The sequence below is a fragment of the Gordonia sp. YY1 genome, assembly GCF_009872315.1.
In the GTDB taxonomy this organism is placed as follows: Bacteria; Actinomycetota; Actinomycetes; order Mycobacteriales; family Mycobacteriaceae; genus Gordonia; species Gordonia amicalis.
The window spans coordinates 198,282-213,556 of the sequence record NZ_WXYI01000002.1; the positions used below are offsets into that span (position 1 = coordinate 198,282).

Consider the following 15,275-nt stretch of genomic DNA (forward strand, 5'->3'; position numbering starts at 1 on the left):
CTCAGTCCGGGTCGGATGTTCGGTGTGGATACCGGCGTCGGTGGTTCACCTACCGGCGAGTTCGCGTTCGAGTGCGGGGATGACCTCGTCGCACCACTCGATGTAGCCCTCCTCCTGCCGAATGCCGCCACGCAGCACGAGGTACTGGTGGAGCTTGCGGCCGGTCAGGGTGTCGGGTTCGGGGTAGTAGTCCTCCTGGAACCCCTTGAACAGCTTCAGTTGTGCGACATGCTCATCGCGGTGGGCCTTGAGTTCGCCGATGATGGCGGCGAGATCGCCGAACTCGGCGGCGCGCAGTTTGACACCGATGTCGCTGCGGAGCGACTGCCGCGGGGTCGGACTCATCGCCCACTGCGCCAACGCATCTCGACCGGATTCGGAGATCGTGTAGACCTTCTTGTCCGGGCGACCGTCCTGGCTGATCGACTCGACGCTGACCAGTCCGTCGTCGAGAAGCTTCTTGAGCGTCCGGTAGATCTGCTGGTGGGTGGCCGACCAGAAGTAACCGATGGACCGGTCGAACTGCTGACCGATCTCATAACCCGTGCCGGGTCGCTCTGCCAGCGACACCAGAATCGCATGTTCGAGCGCCATGTGGGCACGCTAACACTGCAACAATGCACTATGCAACAAGGTGCCTATGAGTCTTGTTGCATATGCAGGTGGGCGAGCATGGGGTAAGGGGAGCGGGCAGGCCGTGAGTGCCGCAAACTGTTGCGCATGACTGAACCGGGGACGAGATCCCAGAACCTGCTGTCGTGGAAGCTCACGACGAACACCGTGGTGGCACCGGAGGAACGGCTGACCTGGCCGAAGACCGTGAGCATCGGTCTCCAGCACGTGGTCGCGATGTTCGGCGCGACCTTCCTGGTGCCGGTGCTCACCGGGTTCCCGCCGTCGACGACCCTGCTCTTCTCGGGTATCGGCACCATCCTGTTCCTGCTGATCACCCGTAACCGTCTGCCCAGCTACCTCGGCTCGAGTTTCGCGATCATCGCGCCGGTCACTGCGGCGGTGGCCTCCGACGGTGCGTCGTCGGCGCTCGGTGGCCTGGTCGCGGTCGGTGCGCTGCTCGTCATCATCGGCCTGATCAGCCATTTCGCCGGGGTGCGGTGGATCGAGACGCTCATGCCGCCGGTGGTGACCGGCGCGATCGTGGCACTGATCGGCCTGAACCTGGCTCCGGCCGCGAAGAACAACTTCGTCGCCGACCCCGTTCTCGCGACCATCGTGCTGGTCCTCCTCGTCGCCTCGGCGGTGCTGTTCCGCGGACTTCTCGGGCGCTTGGCGATCTTCCTCAGCGTCGCGTTCGGTTATGTGCTGGCGCTCGTCCTCGACTGGATCGACTCCGACAACGACTACATCGACACCTCCGGCATCGCCGACGCCGCGTGGGTCGGCCTGCCCGACTTTCAGACCCCGACCTTCGATCTCGGTGTGCTGCCACTCTTCCTCCCCGTCGTCCTCGTGCTCGTGGTGGAGAACATCGGTCACGTGAAGTCGGTGGCGATGATGACCGGCAAGGACTACGACGACACCATGGGCCGCGCGCTCGCCGCCGACGGTCTCGCGACGATGCTCGCGGGCAGCGGCGGCGGTTCGGCGACGACGACCTACGCCGAGAACATCGGCGTGATGTCGGCGACCAAGGTCTACTCGACCGCGGCCTACTGGGTCGCCGGTGCGGCAGCGATCCTGCTCGGCCTGTCGCCCAAGGTCGGTGCGGTGATCGCCGCGATCCCGCCGGGCGTCCTCGGTGGCGTCACCACTGCCCTCTACGGCCTCGTCGGCATCATCGGCGTGCAGATCTGGGTCAGCAACAAGGTCGACTTCTCGAAGCCGATCAACCAGTTCACCGCGGCGATCCCGCTCATCATCGGCATCGCCGATTACACCTGGCAGGTCGGCGATCTCGTGTTCGCCGGCATCTCGCTCGGTTCGGTCGCCGCTCTGGTCATCTACCACTCGATGCGGGTCATCGGCGGCTGGCGCGGGACGGTGGTTCCCGACAGGTCCTGAACAGGTCGGTCGTCACCACGGGAGCCTCAGCGGGATGTCGGGGATCGGTCCCGGTAGGTCGATGTCCCCGTCTGCGCGGTCGTTGAACAAATACAGCCCCCACAGGGGTGCCGGCGCGCCGAGCGGCGGTGGCGGGAGTTCGGGGACGTCGGGTTTGCGCGCGACGTACAGGTCGGGTTGCTGACCGGTGATGACCTTCACCATGTTCCGGAAGGCCGTCGAGTGCGGGTCGTTCCAGTAGCCGCCGTGGGTCTTGATCCCGCTGTCGTAGGTGCGGCCGTCGATCTCGACCGTGCCCGTGTCGAGGCGTGTCACGCCGGGCGCGGAATCGGGGTCGGAGCCATGCGGATTGCCGGGTAGCGATTGCGCGTAGTGGATCGGGTCGCCGGGAAATGTCAGTGAATAGCGTTCGACGCCGCTCGGGTGCGGCAGATCGTGCACGCCGGTGCCGGCCGACGAGGCGTAGATGACTCGGTCGGGTGTCAGGCCGAGCTGTTCGGCGGTACCGACCACCGATCCGCCGTACGAGTGGCCGATGTAGGTGGTGCGCGCTCCCGGTGCGTGGCGGGCGATCTCGGCGTCGAGTTCGGTCCCGAACAACTCGAGTCGATATGCCATCGCGGCAGCGAAGGCCGGACTCGTGGCCGCACGGAGGTCCGGGGGCAGGTCGCCGTCGAGGTAGAGGAACACCGGGCCGTCGGTCTGGTCGGCGAGTTCGGCTGCGGCGCGCCGGTTGTCGCCGCCAGCGGTGTCGATGGTGGTACCGGTGCCGGGGACATAGGTGGTCGCATTCCGGGTATCGGGACGCAGCGATCCGATCATCTCGACGACGCGTCCCTGCGGCGTGTTCACGAAGGTCACGAACCGCCGCTCGCGCCCGTCGCCGGGCGTCAGCATCTCCCGCAGCGTCCGGGCACGGCGACCCTCGCCCCGGCCGGCCTGGATCTCGTCGACCAGGGCGTTGCGGATGTTGATCTCGTTGGCCTGGATGCGAAGGTCGAAGGGAACGCCCGGAAGGTTGCCCATCACATGCGGATTCGCCTGCAGGAGGCGTCGGACGTCGTCGGGGTCCATCTGTTCGACGATCGTCCGGATCTGGGGTGGACCGAGGCTCTCGAGCGTGTGAACCGCGTCGTCGGCGTCCATCGTCCGGCCGCCGGGCAGGGTGACGTCCGGTTGCCCGTCGACCATGGTCGTCAGATCGGCGGCGTACCCGTCGAGTCGGGAGCCGTAGCGTTCGTCCAGGGCGTCGATCGCGGTGAGGCCCGAGTCGATGGACTCGGAGACCTCGGCGGCGGTCGACGCTCGACGTGGATCGGGATGGGTGACGGTCCCGTCGTCGGCGACGTCGAATCCGGAGGACGTCGCCGCGTCGACGATCCGGAGCACGTGATCGCAAGCATGCGACAGGTCCGTGCCCGCGTCGGAGGCCTCGTCGGCGATCGTCTGCAGCACATTGCGGACCTCACCGCCGTGATCGTGCTCCTGCCAGATCTTCTGATGCGCGGCCGCGTGGGTGCGGCCGCGCCAGGACCGTACGGAATCGAAAGTCCGCACAGCGCGGTCGATTCCGGTGTCGACGGCTTCGGCGGCGAGGGCGGCCGCCGATCCGGCGTCGGCGAAGGTCTGCGGATTCCAGGTACGCAGGGCCGAGATCGTCGGGCGCATCAGCGGGTCCGTAGCGAGTCGAGCTTCGACGCGACCCGAGCATCCGATGCGACGGTCGTCGTCACGAAGGTGTCGAGGAGTTCGCTCATCGTCAGCAACCGGTGGCCGATCGTTCCGACCGCGCGACGGGCGGGTTCAGCGGTGTTGCGGAGTGCACGTGCGACCCGGCTCGACGAACCCTGGATCTCGCCGAGGGCCGCGGTGTCGATCGCGGAGATGGCGATGCCGTTGCCGCACCACGACCTGACAACGGCCTCGATCTCGTCCGGCGATACCCCGAAAGTGCCGTTGTCAGAATCGCTTCTGCGTTCGGGCCGGGGAAACCACCGGGGGACAAGCGGGAAGGGCGAGGGAATGGGAAACGGTGAGAGCATGATCCTCCGCGACTCGTCGAGGACTGCACCACCGGGAGCGGTGGTGCAATTCTTGGACGCGCCGGGCGCCTCGGCGGTTCCGGATAATCGTTTCGCCCGGCCATGCGCGGTCGCTACGTTGGGGGGCACTCGACACAGACAGGGGAGTCACCGATGCCGCTACCGGCCTGGCGCACGAGAACGGAACGGGCCGACGACGTCACGCGCGTCCACGAGATCAACGCCGACGCCTTCCCGACGTCGGAGGAGGCCGAACTGGTCGACGCGCTGCGCACCGACCCGGCCTGGATCGACGGGCTGTCCCTGGTCTCGGTCGATGCCGACGATCATCCGGTCGGCTTCGCACTGCTGACGCGCTGTCACATCGACGACGCTCCGGCCCTGTGCCTCGCGCCGTGCGCGGTGGCCACCGAACACCAGCGCACCGGGGCGGGCTCGGCCGCGATCATCGCCGCGCTCGACGCGGCGCGCGAGATGGGCGAGAGCACCGTCGTCGTGCTGGGCCACCCCGACTACTACCCGCGCTTCGGTTTCCGACGAGCTGTCGGCCACGGCATCAGGCTCAGTGTCGAGGTGCCGGAGGAGGCGTTGATGGTGCTCAGCCTCGACGGGACCGAGATCCCGGCCGGGACGGTGCGCTACGCGGCGCCGTTCGGCATCTGATGCCGTATCCACGGTGCCCCCGGCAGGACTCGAACCTGCGACCTAGGGATTAGAAGGCCCTTGCTCTATCCACCTGAGCTACGGAGGCTGGCCGACGCTCGTGACATCAGACACGCGGCGTCGGGCACATGGAGTTTACGACATGCCCCCGCTTCCGCCGCAGGTGTGCCGCACACCACGGCCTGACCAGGTCGGAGGGTGTGTCGTCGACGCGCCGACCTACAGTTGAGGAATGACCCGCTCGTCGACGTCCGCCTCGCCGGATCAGAATCGCGACGCGATGAACGAACCGCGCGGCGTCGTCACCGCGGTCCTCTGGGCGTCGGGATGGCTCGCCGCGATCGTCGCCATCGCAGTCACCGCCATCTCCGCGTCCACCGCGCTCAAGCTGACCGGCGTCCCCGACCCCGGTCCGCTCACCACCTACGGCCTGCCGACCCTGACCGCGATCGGTGAGTTCGCGGCCGCGATCGCGCTCGGTTGCGCGGTGTTCGCCGCTTTCTTCGTCCCGCCGCAGTCCGACAACGTGCTCGACGTCGGCGGCTATCGCGCCATCCGGATCGCGGCGTCGTCGGCGCTGGTCTGGTCGGTGTGTGCGCTGCTGCTGATGCCGCTGTCCGCGTCGGAGGTCAGCGGGTCACCGCTGTCGGAGGCGATCAAACCGGCCAACCTGATCAACGCCTACGGCCAGGTCGCCGAGGTGCGCACCTGGTTCTGGACGGCGGTGTTCGCGCTGGTCGCGGCGATCATCGCGCGGACCATCCTCAAATGGGGGCCGACGGTCGCGGTCATCGCGTTCACGATCTTCAGCCTGATGCCGTCGGCGCTGGCCGGACACTCCTCGTCCGGCGGCAACCACGACATCGCCACCAACAGCCTCATCCTGCACCTGATCGGCGCGACGCTGTGGCTCGGCGGTCTCGCCGCGGTGGTCGTCTACGCGCTGGCGTCCGGGCGGTGGCGGGGACTGGCGGTCCGGCGCTTCTCGCGCGTCGCCTTCTGGTGCATCATCGTCGTCGGCCTCAGCGGGGTGGTGAACGCCGCCGTCCGCGTGCCTTTCGATCAGCTCTTCTCCGACACCTACGGGCAGCTCGTCATCGCCAAGGTCGCGGCGCTCATCGTCCTCGGCGCGCTCGGCGCGTGGCACCGCCGTGTGACCATCGCCCAGCTCGATTCGGCTGAGCGGCCGTCGCTGTTCGTGCGCTTCGGACTCGTGGAGCTGGCCGTCTTCGCGGCCACCTTCGGTCTCGCGGTCGGCCTGAGCCGGACCCCGCCGCCGGCCCTCGACACTGCGAACGTCTCCTCGGTCGAGAACGCCATCGGCTACGACATCGACGGCCCGCCGACCTTCGTCCGGTTCTTCACCGACTGGCGTTTCGACCTCATCTTCGGTCTCGCCGCGATCGTCCTGGCGGTCGTGTACATCCGTGGCGTCGTGCGACTGAAACGACGCGGCGACGACTGGCCGATCGGCCGCACCTTCGCGTGGCTTCTCGGATGTCTGTTGCTGCTCCTGGCGACGTCGTCGGGCCTCGGGCGGTACGCCCCCGCGATGTTCAGCGTCCACATGATCGCCCACATGCTGATGTCGATGATGATCCCGGTCCTGCTGGTGCTGGGCGGTCCGGTGACGCTGGCTCTGCGCGCACTCCCGCCTGCCGGCCGTGGCAACCCACCCGGACCCCGCGAGTGGATTCAGGCCGGCGTGCACTCGGGGCCGTCGCGCTTCCTGACGCACCCGCTGATCGCGGCGATCATGTTCGTCGGCAGCTTCTACATCCTCTACCTCGGCGGGCTGTACGAGTCGGTGGTCGAGTACCACGCCGCTCACCTGCTGATGAACCTGCACTTCCTGCTCAGCGGTTACCTGTTCTACTGGCTCGTCATCGGCATCGACCCCGCACCACGACAGGTCAAACCGGTCGCCAAGCTCGGCATCGTCCTCGGCTCGCTGCCGTTCCACGCCTTCTTCGGTGTGGCGCTGATGATGACCACGGCCGTCATCGCCGAGAACTACTACCGCGGACTCAATCTGCCGTGGACCTACAACCTGTTCGACGACCAGCGCGCCGGCGGCGGAATCGCCTGGGCGGCCGGCGAGATCCCGCTCGTCGTCATCATGCTGGCCCTGCTGGTCCAATGGCAGCGCAGCGACACCCGGCAGGCGAAACGCTACGACCGCAACGCGGTCCGCGACCACGACGCCGAACTCGAGAACTACAACGACATGCTCAAGGAACTCAACAAACGCGGCTGAGCTGCAACAGGATTCAACTCGATCCCGTCGAAACCGCGCAGACGGATGCACCGGCCTGGACCAGGGCGGCGACGTGCAGCGGGTCGAAACGGGCAGCTGTAGCGGACTGAGAACTCGCCACGGCCAGCTCCGGCGGGCAGCTCAAAGTCGTCACGACGTCGCGGGAGTCCGCGAGTTCGTCGACGATCGCCACGTTGAACTCGTTGATCGCTGCGCGGACCGGGCCGAGATCCGGTGTCGCGGGCGGAGCGGTCTGCCCGGGCAACCCCCACCGCGCGAACAGCCCACGCTGCACCGTCTTGCTCGCCTCGATCTGATCGCGGAACACGTTGCGTACGTAGGCGGGGTCGAGGTTTCGGGCGAGAGCCAGCTGCGACACGGTGTCGAGAACGACCTGTTCACGCGCGGGATCGTCGATGGGTGCACCGGATGCCCACTTCGACGCGGCCACCGTGTCGGCCAGTGCGAGGCGACCGGCGATCGCGTCGGTCAGGCCCGTCAAGGCAGGGGCCGGGGCCGCCGTGGACAGGGGTGGCGCGACCAGCATCGCGGTCGCCGCGATCAGACCCACCAGGAACACTCGCATTCGCATGCCGCGATCCTATGGGCGTTACGCCAGAGGTACCGGCGATCTGTGGGTAAACGCCGGAGAGTTCTCCACAACCCGATCGGGTCCCCGTCTCGGACGCAGGCCGGGGGAGATGCTGATGCGGCCACACTTCCCGTGGCCGACACCAGTAGGAGACGACCATGTTTGAGACGTACACAACCGTCATCGGAACCGTTGTGTCCGAGCCCCGCCGGCGCCAGACCACCACCGGCGAGGACGTGATCTCGTTCCGCGTGGCCTGCACCTCGCGCCGCATCGACAAGCGCAGCGGGGAGTGGGTGGACGGCCCGACGCTGTATCTGACGGTGAGCTGCTGGCGCCGACTCCTCGCCGGCGTCGGCCTCGCCATCGCGAAGGGGCGGCCCGTCATGGCGCACGGTCAGATCAAGACCAACGAGTATCCGACGGCCGACGGCTCGCGCCGCTCCGACCTCGAGATGACCGCCGTCGCCGTGGGACTCGACCTGAGTCGCTGCATCGTCACCTACCGGGGCACGCCGTCGTCGGAGCGAGACATCGCGGCCGCCTTGCCGGTCGCCGCCGCGGAGAAGGCGGAAACCCAGACGGCGGCGTGACTTTCACGCCGTCCGGTTGCGGACCAGTCGCCAGTGGTTGTGTCGGTCGGAGCGACGGTAGGACAACTCGTCGAGGACCTTGACGGCGATGGCGAGTCCGCGTCCCCGTTCGGCGACATCTTCGGGCAGGCTCACGGCGTCGAGGTCGACGCGAGCCGGGTGGCCGTCATCGCGGTAGCGTGCCTCGATCCGGTCCGCTGTCACCTCGACCTCGAGGCGGAGGTGCACGGTGCTCCCGTCCCGGGCGTGCTCGATGATGTTCGCGCCGATCTCGGCCAGGGCGAGCTCGAACTGCATGGCGTCCATGTCGTCGACGGGACAGGCACGCAACAGATCCGCGAGCAGCGCGTGGACGTGCTCGAGGGTGTCGTCGGACGTGATCTCCTCGAGAGCGCGTGTCCCCGTGTGCTCGGTCATGACGGTGATCCGGCGGATCTCATTCGACGGTCTCCGAGGCGGGGCCGAACGCGGAGTCCGCGGACTCGTGCACGCGCAGAACCCGATTGAGATTGGTCAGCTCCAGAACGGTGACGACCTGCTCGGTGGGAGCGGCGATCCGTAGATCCCCACCCGCCTGCCGTGCGACCTTCAGCCCGGAGACGAGCGCGCCGAGACCGGACGAGTCGATGAAGTCGGTGCCGGACAGGTCGACGACGATCCGGGACGACCCGGCGCCGACGAGCTCGTGCAGCTGATCGCGCAGTTTGGGGGCCGCCACCATGTTGAGCCGGCCCGCGGGGGTGATCGCCACGGCGTCGCCGTTCACGGCGCGGGTCGCGAAGGTCGTCATCATTGCCTTTCGTCTGTGGAGCTGCCGGCGGAGGAGTCGTTCGCGGTGGTGCCGTCAGTGGTGGTTTCGACCGCGGTGGTCTCGTCGTGACCGCGGTAGCGGACCGCCATGATGACGACGCTGAGGATCACCAGATCGAACAGTACCCAGAACAGGTTGACCCCCACGCCCAGAACGGAGATAGCGCCCCGCCACAACTGCACGATGCCGATCAGCGACGCCACGACGAGGAGGACCATCGCCGCGAGCTGAGGCCGGACGAGATGCCACGGCAACGCGTCCTGGGACTGTTTCGTCTTCGGCGTGACCGCGAATCCCAGAGGTCGGTTCAGGTAGACGTTGCGGAACGCCGTGGTGCAGGCCCGGATCCAGACCGGGAACAGCGCGAGACTGTACTGCTGCCCGCGCCAGGTCGGGGTGCCTCTGGCCACCACGAGGAACAGCACCTGGTTGATCACCAGGAACGGGATGAGGCGGAGGAAGAAGTCCCAGCTGTAGGCCTGGACGGGGAGAACTCCCAGTACGAGGTACACCACCGGGGCGGCGATGTAGGCGATCGCCGCGAATCCGGCCAGGTAGCTCCACATCGTCGCCCAGTACATGAGTCGCTGGGCGACGGTCAGCCCCTTCTGGACCAGCGGGTTCTCTCGCAGCATCACCTGGATGGTGCCCTGAGCCCACCGAAGGCGTTGGGTGAGCATCGTTTTCAGGTCCTCGGGAGCCAGTCCGTAGGCGAGGTTCTCATGATGGTAGGCGGAGTTCCATCCCAGGGCATGCAGCCGCATACAGGTGGCCATGTCCTCGGTGACCGAGATCGTCGCGAGGGGCAACATCGGTTGCGCCTCATCGGATCTGCCGACGTCGACCGCGGCGACCAGGGCACGGATCGATTCGATGGCGCCGAGCGGGGACCATTCGCGCTCGGCCAGAACCGCCAGAGCGTCGAAGTCGAGCGATCCGGCACCGGTTTCCTGTTCGCCGAACTCGGTGAGGGCCTCGATCGCCTCGAGGTCGGCACGCATCGCCTCGACGTCGGCGTCGACGAGTCCGCGGGCGGCCTCGTCGACCCGAGCCTGGAATCGGTAGGTGATGTCGGCCAGCGGTTCCCGGTTCTTCAGCTGTGCCCGCGCCTCCTTGACCGCGGCAGCCACCCGGTCGAGCGCGGCGAGTGCCGGAGCGTTGTCGCGGACGCGGCGTCTGGTCTTGCGGAGCACGGTCCGTGCGGTGCGCAGGGCACGGTCGACGCCGTCCTCGACGGCGGTGACGTATTGCGTGATCCCGAGCTGCATCAACGCTTCCCGCCGCAGCACGGCGTTGGAGCCGCAGAAGAAGGCCGCGTTCCAACCGTCTTTTCCCTGCTGGATCGGTCCGTAGAAGAGCGGTGCCTGCGATCCCAGCGGGTCCGACGGCGGTACGTTGACGAAGTACTGTGGCGTCTGGACCAGGGCCATCTTCTCGTCGTGGAAGTAGCCGAGCGTGCGGTCGAGGATCTGCGGTTCGGGGACCTGATCGGCGTCGAGGATGAGGATGAACTCACCCTCGGTCTGCATGAGCGCGTTGTTCAGATTGCCCGCCTTCGCATGTCGTGGTTTGTCCAGCCAGTTCGACGACCGGGTGAGGTAACCGATGCCGACCTCGTGCGCGGCCTCGGCGAGTTCGGCGCGGTCACCGTCGTCGAGAATCCAGGTGGTGTGCGGGTAGGTGATGGCCTTGGCGGCGAGAGCGGTCTTCATCACGAGGTCGACCGGCTCGTTGTAGGTGGTGATGAAGACGTCGACCGTCGCGCCCGCGGGCGGCGGCGGAGGGTCGGGGCGGTGCTGCAGCTTCCACATGGTGAGCCCGAACAGCAGCGAGTCGATGAGGCTGTAGGTCTCGGCGACGACCAGCGGGACGGCGATCCACCACGCCTCCCAGTTCACCGATGCCAGCCAGCGCCACACGATGTAGTTGAGGCCGAGCACGGCGGCCGTGACGATGAGCAGCCGCAACCACGGCGACGGGGCGGTCCTTGCGAGGGCGGCCTCCTCGATGCTCTCGCTCATCCGGCCTCGTCCCGTCGGATCGCGACGAGGGTGACGTCGTCGACAGGAGGGGTACTGGCCACCATTTCCTCGACCTTCGTTCGGACCGCAGCAGGAGTGCTTGTGCCGGAGAGCATTCGGAGTAGTTCGAACGCGTCCCCGCCGGCGACGAGGTCGAGGAGACCGTCCGAGGCGATCACGAGCATGTCGCCGGGGCCGAGATCGACTGCGGCCGAACGCCAGGTGTCCTCCGGCAGGATGCCGATCGGGAGTCCGCTACCGCGCAGGACGGTGCAGTGGCCGTCGGCACGACGGACGGTGGCCAGGCCGTGGCCACCGTCGACGTAGTCGACGTGACCGTCTCGGGTCCGCAGCCGGGCGTGGAACAGCGTCGCGAAGGTCTCGGTGCCCGCGAAGTCCTCGGCGAGCTGCCCGGCGACGGTGCCCACGACCTCGCCGAGGTCGTGGTCCGCGCTCTCACCGCACGTGGCGTCGAAAGCCCGTGTGGCGGCCCGCATCGCCGACCGCACGGTCGCGGTGAGGATCGCCGCTCCCAGACCTTTGCCCATGACGTCGGCGACGGTGAACACGAGTCCGTCGTTGCAGGGGTAGTGGTCGTAGAAGTCGCCGCCCACGGCGAACGCGGGGAGGCACATCGTCTCGATGGAGTAGCCGGGCACGATACCGAGCGGTGGGGGGAGCAACTGACGTTGCACCTTCGCGGCGCGTTCGAGATCGTCGGAGTTCTCGATCTCGCGTTGCGCCCAGGCCGCCAGCTCGCGGAACGCGGCCAACTGGTCGGCGGTCAGCTGCCGGGGCCGGGTGTCGTAGACGCAGAAGGTGCCCACCGGGTGACCGCCCGGACCGTACAACGGATACCCGGCGTAGAAACGGATTCCGCCCTCCCCGCTGATCTGGGGTATCTCGGCGAAGAACGGGATCGTCGAGACGTCCTCGATGACGAGCGCCGGGTCGGCAGGGCGCGTGTAGGCCCGCGCGACCGTCACCTGGCACACGGTCTGCTCGCGTGGCTGGTTCTGCAGTTCGATGCCGTCGACCGCCTTGAACCATTGCCGATCCCGATCGAGGAGAGACACCGTCGACATCGGTACACCGAACACCGCCTTGGCCATGCGGGTGATCTGCGCAAACCGGTCCTCGGGCTCGGAGTCGAGCAGGTTGAGCTGCTGCACCGACCGCAGACGCGCTTCTTCGACGTCGGGATCGATCCGCGCGTGTGTCTCGTCCACCGCGACCTGACCCGGACTGTCCGCCTCGACCCCCGTCACCGCTCGATTCCCTTCACCGCAATCCCACTTCCTCCAGTGCGCGTGCCATTGCCTGGCCCGCCTCCGGCGAGCTGGTCAGACCCCAGTCCGCTTCCTTGTCGTGGTCGAACCAGACGAAACCCGTGACCCCGTCGGCTTCGTCGAGGTAGTCGACGAGATCTGCGATCCAGTCGGCCTTCGAACCGCCGGCCTCGGCGCAACCGATCTCGGTGACGAGGATCGGTTTGTCGGGCGCGAGTTCGCGCAGCTGGTCGAGAGAGGGCCCGAAGAGGTCGTTCGGCGACGTCCATCGGTGGCCGGGTACCGAGCCCCAGTTGTAGCCGTCGACGCCGAGGACATCGACGTAGTCGGCGCCGGGGTACCAGCGGGACAGGGGAGCGTCGGAGATGGGCACATTCGGCGCCCACACCCACTTCACGTTCACCGCGTTCTTCGACGCGAAAAGGTCGTGGACGTGGCGCCACGCCGCGACGTACAGCTCGGGCGGCGTCCCACCCGCGGGACTCCACGGGTACCAGTCGCCGTTGGGTTCGTGGGCGAACCTCAGATAGACGGTCGAACCCCAGGCGACGAGCTCGTCGGCCCAGCGGTACAGGTAGTCGTCGTGCGTTCCGGCAACGATCGAGGACATCGAGAACGCGGCACGATCGTAGGTGCCGTCGCCGACATGCCGCCAGGGCTCCCAGGTGACGATCGGCTCGGCCCCTGCGCCGATCACCGCGTTCAGCGCCGCGATCGGCGGGATGGCGGTGAAGTCCTCGAAGAACATGTTGATGGTCGGAGAGACCCCGGTCAGCGCGGTGACGCCGGCGACCTCCGCGGGCTCGAGCGGGCCGCTCGGCGTCGTGATGCCGAACCGCAGACATGAGCCTGCCGGACCGTACAGCGGCGAGATGGTCGGAGGACACTGCCGGGGCTCGGCCGCACAGGCGCCGACGGCACCCATCGACGTGACGATCACGCCCACGACCACCGTCAGCACCGTCCACCTACCAACCGAGCGCATGACACTCCCATCGCTCACCCCGGCGCCGCACTTGTGCTCGCCCGGCGCCACAACTCACACACCCGTCGTCGGCCCACGCCGACGCGAACCATTCTCGCGACAAACCGTGCGTCGCGCCCGGCATCCGGCCAAATGCGCGGCCCGGTCCGGGCGGAGCGGGTCACCGGGCGACGGGCCCGCCGGGGCCGACCACTAGGCTGGGGCCTATGTATGCGCACCGACCGTGCGTGCGCCAGAGCATCTCAAATTGCTGACATCTACCCGCATCGAGCAGGTCCGAAGGAGTTTTCACGTGGCTGAGTTCATCTACACCATGAAGAAGGTGCGCAAGGCGCACGGCGACAAGGTCATCCTCGACGACGTCACCATGTCCTTCTACCCGGGCGCCAAGATCGGCGTCGTCGGTCCCAACGGTGCAGGTAAGTCGTCGATCCTGAAGATCATGGCGGGCCTCGATCAGCCGTCGAACGGTGAGGCCTTTCTCGACCCGGACGCCACCGTCGGCATCCTGCTCCAGGAGCCCCCGCTCAATGAGGAGAAGACGGTCAAGGAGAACGTCGAAGAGGGCATGGGCGAGATCAAGGTGAAGCTCGACCGCTTCAACGAGATCGCCGAACAGCTCGCGACCGACTACTCCGACGAGCTGATGGAGGAGATGGGCAAGCTCCAGGAAGACCTGGACAACAACGACGCCTGGGACCTCGACTCGCAGCTCGAGCAGGCCATGGACGCCCTGCGCTGTCCGCCCGCCGACTCGCCGGTCACCCACCTCTCCGGTGGTGAGCGCCGCCGCGTCGCGCTGTGCAAGCTGCTGCTGCAGAAGCCCGACCTGCTGCTCCTCGACGAGCCCACCAACCACCTCGACGCCGAGTCGGTGCTGTGGCTCGAGCAGTTCCTCGCCTCCTACCCGGGCGCCGTCCTGGCCGTGACACACGACCGGTACTTCCTCGATCACGTCGCGCAGTGGATCTGTGAGGTCGACCGCGGCAAGCTGCACCCCTACGAGGGCAATTACTCCACGTACCTGGAGAAGAAGGCCGAGCGTCTCGAGGTCCAGGGCAAGAAGGACCAGAAGCTGCAGAAGCGCCTCAAGGAAGAGCTCGCCTGGGTCCGTTCGGGTTCGAAGGCCCGCCAGACCAAGAACAAGGCCCGACTCGCCCGCTACGAGGAGATGGCCGCCGAGGCCGAGAAGACGAGGAAGCTCGACTTCGAAGAGATCCAGATCCCGACGCCGCCGCGCCTCGGCGACGTGGTGGTCGAGGTCTCCCACCTCGACAAGGGCTTCGAGGGCCGTGTCCTCATCAAGGACCTGTCCTTCACGCTGCCGCGCAACGGCATCGTCGGCGTGATCGGCCCCAACGGTGTCGGTAAGACCACGCTGTTCAAGACCATCGTCGGTCTCGAGGAGCCCGACTCGGGCACCGTCAAGGTCGGCGAGACGGTCAAGCTGAGCTACGTCGACCAGACGCGCGCCAACATCGACCCCAAGAAGAACGTGTGGGAGGTCGTCTCCGACGGACTCGACTTCATCGAGGTCGGCCAGAACGAGATGCCGTCGCGCGCCTACGTCAGTGCCTTCGGCTTCAAGGGCCCGGATCAGCAGAAGAAGGCCGAGGTGCTCTCCGGTGGTGAGCGCAACCGCCTGAACCTCGCGCTCACCCTGAAAGAGGGCGGCAACCTGATCCTGCTCGACGAGCCGACCAACGACCTCGACGTCGAGACCCTGGGATCGCTGGAGAACGCGCTCGAGAACTTCCCCGGCTGTGCCGTGGTCATCAGCCACGACCGCTGGTTCCTGGACCGCACCTGTACCCACATCCTGGCGTGGGAGGGCAACGTCGAAGAAGGAAAGTGGTTCTGGTTCGAGGGCAACTTCGAGGCATATGAAGCGAACAAGATCGAGCGACTCGGCGCCGACGCGGCACGCCCGCACCGGGTGACCCACCGCAAACTCACCCGCGATTAATACCGGCCCGTCCGGCACGGGTGACTAGCATCGGCGA

14 protein-coding genes and 1 tRNA gene are annotated in these 15,275 nt (G+C 67.3%); 5 read left to right on the forward strand and 10 right to left on the reverse strand.

Annotation, left to right across the window (positions count from 1 at the left end):
• Positions 1–45: 45 nt before the first annotated feature.
• Positions 46–594, reverse strand: a complete 549-nt coding sequence (locus BPODLACK_RS04080) for a PadR family transcriptional regulator (RefSeq protein WP_159404776.1) — start codon at positions 592–594, stop codon at positions 46–48.
• 126 nt (positions 595–720) lie between these two features.
• Between BPODLACK_RS04080 and BPODLACK_RS04085 the strand changes: the two genes are divergently transcribed.
• Positions 721–2,019 carry a uracil-xanthine permease family protein gene (locus BPODLACK_RS04085; protein ID WP_159404777.1) on the forward strand — a complete coding sequence of 433 codons (1,299 nt, stop codon included), beginning with the start codon at positions 721–723 and terminating at the stop codon, positions 2,017–2,019.
• A 12-nt stretch (positions 2,020–2,031) separates the two neighbouring features.
• Here BPODLACK_RS04085 and BPODLACK_RS04090 read toward each other — a convergent pair whose 3' ends face one another.
• Together BPODLACK_RS04090 and BPODLACK_RS04095 are read right to left on the reverse strand one after the other, a co-directional pair.
• Positions 2,032–3,687, reverse strand: a complete 1,656-nt coding sequence (locus tag BPODLACK_RS04090) for a hypothetical protein (RefSeq protein ID WP_159404778.1) — start codon at positions 3,685–3,687, stop codon at positions 2,032–2,034.
• Positions 3,687–4,190 carry a hypothetical protein gene (locus BPODLACK_RS04095; protein WP_236577598.1) on the reverse strand — a complete coding sequence of 168 codons (504 nt, stop codon included), beginning with the start codon at positions 4,188–4,190 and terminating at the stop codon, positions 3,687–3,689. Before BPODLACK_RS04095 ends, BPODLACK_RS04090 begins: the two co-directional genes overlap by 1 nt.
• Positions 4,191–4,214: 24 nt before the next feature.
• Between BPODLACK_RS04095 and BPODLACK_RS04100 the strand changes: the two genes are divergently transcribed.
• Positions 4,215–4,724: a GNAT family N-acetyltransferase gene (locus BPODLACK_RS04100; RefSeq protein WP_143931925.1), complete on the forward strand. Its 510-nt coding sequence runs from the start codon at positions 4,215–4,217 to the stop codon at positions 4,722–4,724.
• A gap of 14 nt (positions 4,725–4,738) precedes the next feature.
• Here the strand turns inward: BPODLACK_RS04100 and BPODLACK_RS04105 are convergent.
• Positions 4,739–4,812: transfer RNA gene (locus tag BPODLACK_RS04105), tRNA-Arg, on the reverse strand.
• Between the two features lie 144 nt (positions 4,813–4,956).
• On the opposite strand from BPODLACK_RS04105, the gene BPODLACK_RS04110 reads away from it, so the two are divergent.
• Entirely contained in the window at positions 4,957–6,981 is a 2,025-nt protein-coding gene (locus BPODLACK_RS04110) for a cytochrome c oxidase assembly protein (protein ID WP_143931926.1), read from the forward strand.
• Positions 6,982–6,994: 13 nt separating this feature from the next.
• On the opposite strand, the gene BPODLACK_RS04115 is transcribed toward BPODLACK_RS04110, so the two are convergent.
• Positions 6,995–7,573 (reverse strand): chorismate mutase, encoded by a 579-nt coding sequence (locus tag BPODLACK_RS04115; protein WP_119032599.1) that lies wholly within the window; start codon positions 7,571–7,573, stop codon positions 6,995–6,997.
• Between the two features lie 158 nt (positions 7,574–7,731).
• Between BPODLACK_RS04115 and BPODLACK_RS04120 the strand changes: the two genes are divergently transcribed.
• Positions 7,732–8,166 carry a single-stranded DNA-binding protein gene (locus tag BPODLACK_RS04120; RefSeq protein ID WP_005198896.1) on the forward strand — a complete coding sequence of 145 codons (435 nt, stop codon included), beginning with the start codon at positions 7,732–7,734 and terminating at the stop codon, positions 8,164–8,166.
• 3 nt (positions 8,167–8,169) lie between these two features.
• Here BPODLACK_RS04120 and BPODLACK_RS04125 read toward each other — a convergent pair whose 3' ends face one another.
• From BPODLACK_RS04125 to BPODLACK_RS04145, 5 genes are read right to left on the reverse strand one after another with little or no spacing between them, the layout of a single operon-like run.
• Positions 8,170–8,583 carry an ATP-binding protein gene (locus BPODLACK_RS04125; protein WP_119032598.1) on the reverse strand — a complete coding sequence of 138 codons (414 nt, stop codon included), beginning with the start codon at positions 8,581–8,583 and terminating at the stop codon, positions 8,170–8,172.
• 19 nt (positions 8,584–8,602) lie between these two features.
• Positions 8,603–8,956 carry an STAS domain-containing protein gene (locus BPODLACK_RS04130; RefSeq protein WP_005198898.1) on the reverse strand — a complete coding sequence of 118 codons (354 nt, stop codon included), beginning with the start codon at positions 8,954–8,956 and terminating at the stop codon, positions 8,603–8,605.
• Positions 8,956–10,998, reverse strand: coding sequence for a glycosyltransferase family 2 protein (locus tag BPODLACK_RS04135; protein ID WP_005198899.1), 2,043 nt, complete (start codon positions 10,996–10,998; stop codon positions 8,956–8,958). Before BPODLACK_RS04135 ends, BPODLACK_RS04130 begins: the two co-directional genes overlap by 1 nt.
• On the reverse strand, positions 10,995–12,266 hold the full coding sequence (locus BPODLACK_RS04140) for a PP2C family protein-serine/threonine phosphatase (RefSeq protein WP_024498337.1): 1,272 nt from the start codon (positions 12,264–12,266) through the stop codon (positions 10,995–10,997). Before BPODLACK_RS04140 ends, BPODLACK_RS04135 begins: the two co-directional genes overlap by 4 nt.
• Before the next feature lie 13 nt (positions 12,267–12,279).
• Complete coding sequence (locus tag BPODLACK_RS04145) at positions 12,280–13,272, reverse strand: glycoside hydrolase family 26 protein (protein WP_024498338.1); 993 nt, start codon at positions 13,270–13,272, stop codon at positions 12,280–12,282.
• A gap of 292 nt (positions 13,273–13,564) precedes the next feature.
• Here BPODLACK_RS04145 and ettA point away from each other — a divergent pair, with 292 nt between their 5' ends.
• On the forward strand, positions 13,565–15,238 hold the full coding sequence (ettA, locus tag BPODLACK_RS04150) for an energy-dependent translational throttle protein EttA (RefSeq protein WP_005198902.1): 1,674 nt from the start codon (positions 13,565–13,567) through the stop codon (positions 15,236–15,238).
• Positions 15,239–15,275 lie beyond the last annotated feature (37 nt).

What these genes read in the sequence shown, in the direction of transcription:
- BPODLACK_RS04080 (WP_159404776.1), bottom strand. Translation starts at nt 594, where the DNA reads ATGGCGCTCGAACATGCGATTCTGGTGTCGCTGGCAGAGCGACCCGGC.
- BPODLACK_RS04085 (WP_159404777.1), top strand. Translation starts at nt 721, where the DNA reads ATGACTGAACCGGGGACGAGATCCCAGAACCTGCTGTCGTGGAAGCTC.
- BPODLACK_RS04090 (WP_159404778.1), bottom strand. Translation starts at nt 3,687, where the DNA reads ATGCGCCCGACGATCTCGGCCCTGCGTACCTGGAATCCGCAGACCTTC.
- BPODLACK_RS04100 (WP_143931925.1), top strand. Translation starts at nt 4,215, where the DNA reads ATGCCGCTACCGGCCTGGCGCACGAGAACGGAACGGGCCGACGACGTC.
- BPODLACK_RS04110 (WP_143931926.1), top strand. Translation starts at nt 4,957, where the DNA reads ATGACCCGCTCGTCGACGTCCGCCTCGCCGGATCAGAATCGCGACGCG.
- BPODLACK_RS04115 (WP_119032599.1), bottom strand. Translation starts at nt 7,573, where the DNA reads ATGCGAATGCGAGTGTTCCTGGTGGGTCTGATCGCGGCGACCGCGATG.
- BPODLACK_RS04120 (WP_005198896.1), top strand. Translation starts at nt 7,732, where the DNA reads ATGTTTGAGACGTACACAACCGTCATCGGAACCGTTGTGTCCGAGCCC.
- BPODLACK_RS04125 (WP_119032598.1), bottom strand. Translation starts at nt 8,583, where the DNA reads ATGACCGAGCACACGGGGACACGCGCTCTCGAGGAGATCACGTCCGAC.
- BPODLACK_RS04130 (WP_005198898.1), bottom strand. Translation starts at nt 8,956, where the DNA reads ATGACGACCTTCGCGACCCGCGCCGTGAACGGCGACGCCGTGGCGATC.
- BPODLACK_RS04135 (WP_005198899.1), bottom strand. Translation starts at nt 10,998, where the DNA reads ATGAGCGAGAGCATCGAGGAGGCCGCCCTCGCAAGGACCGCCCCGTCG.
- BPODLACK_RS04145 (WP_024498338.1), bottom strand. Translation starts at nt 13,272, where the DNA reads ATGCGCTCGGTTGGTAGGTGGACGGTGCTGACGGTGGTCGTGGGCGTG.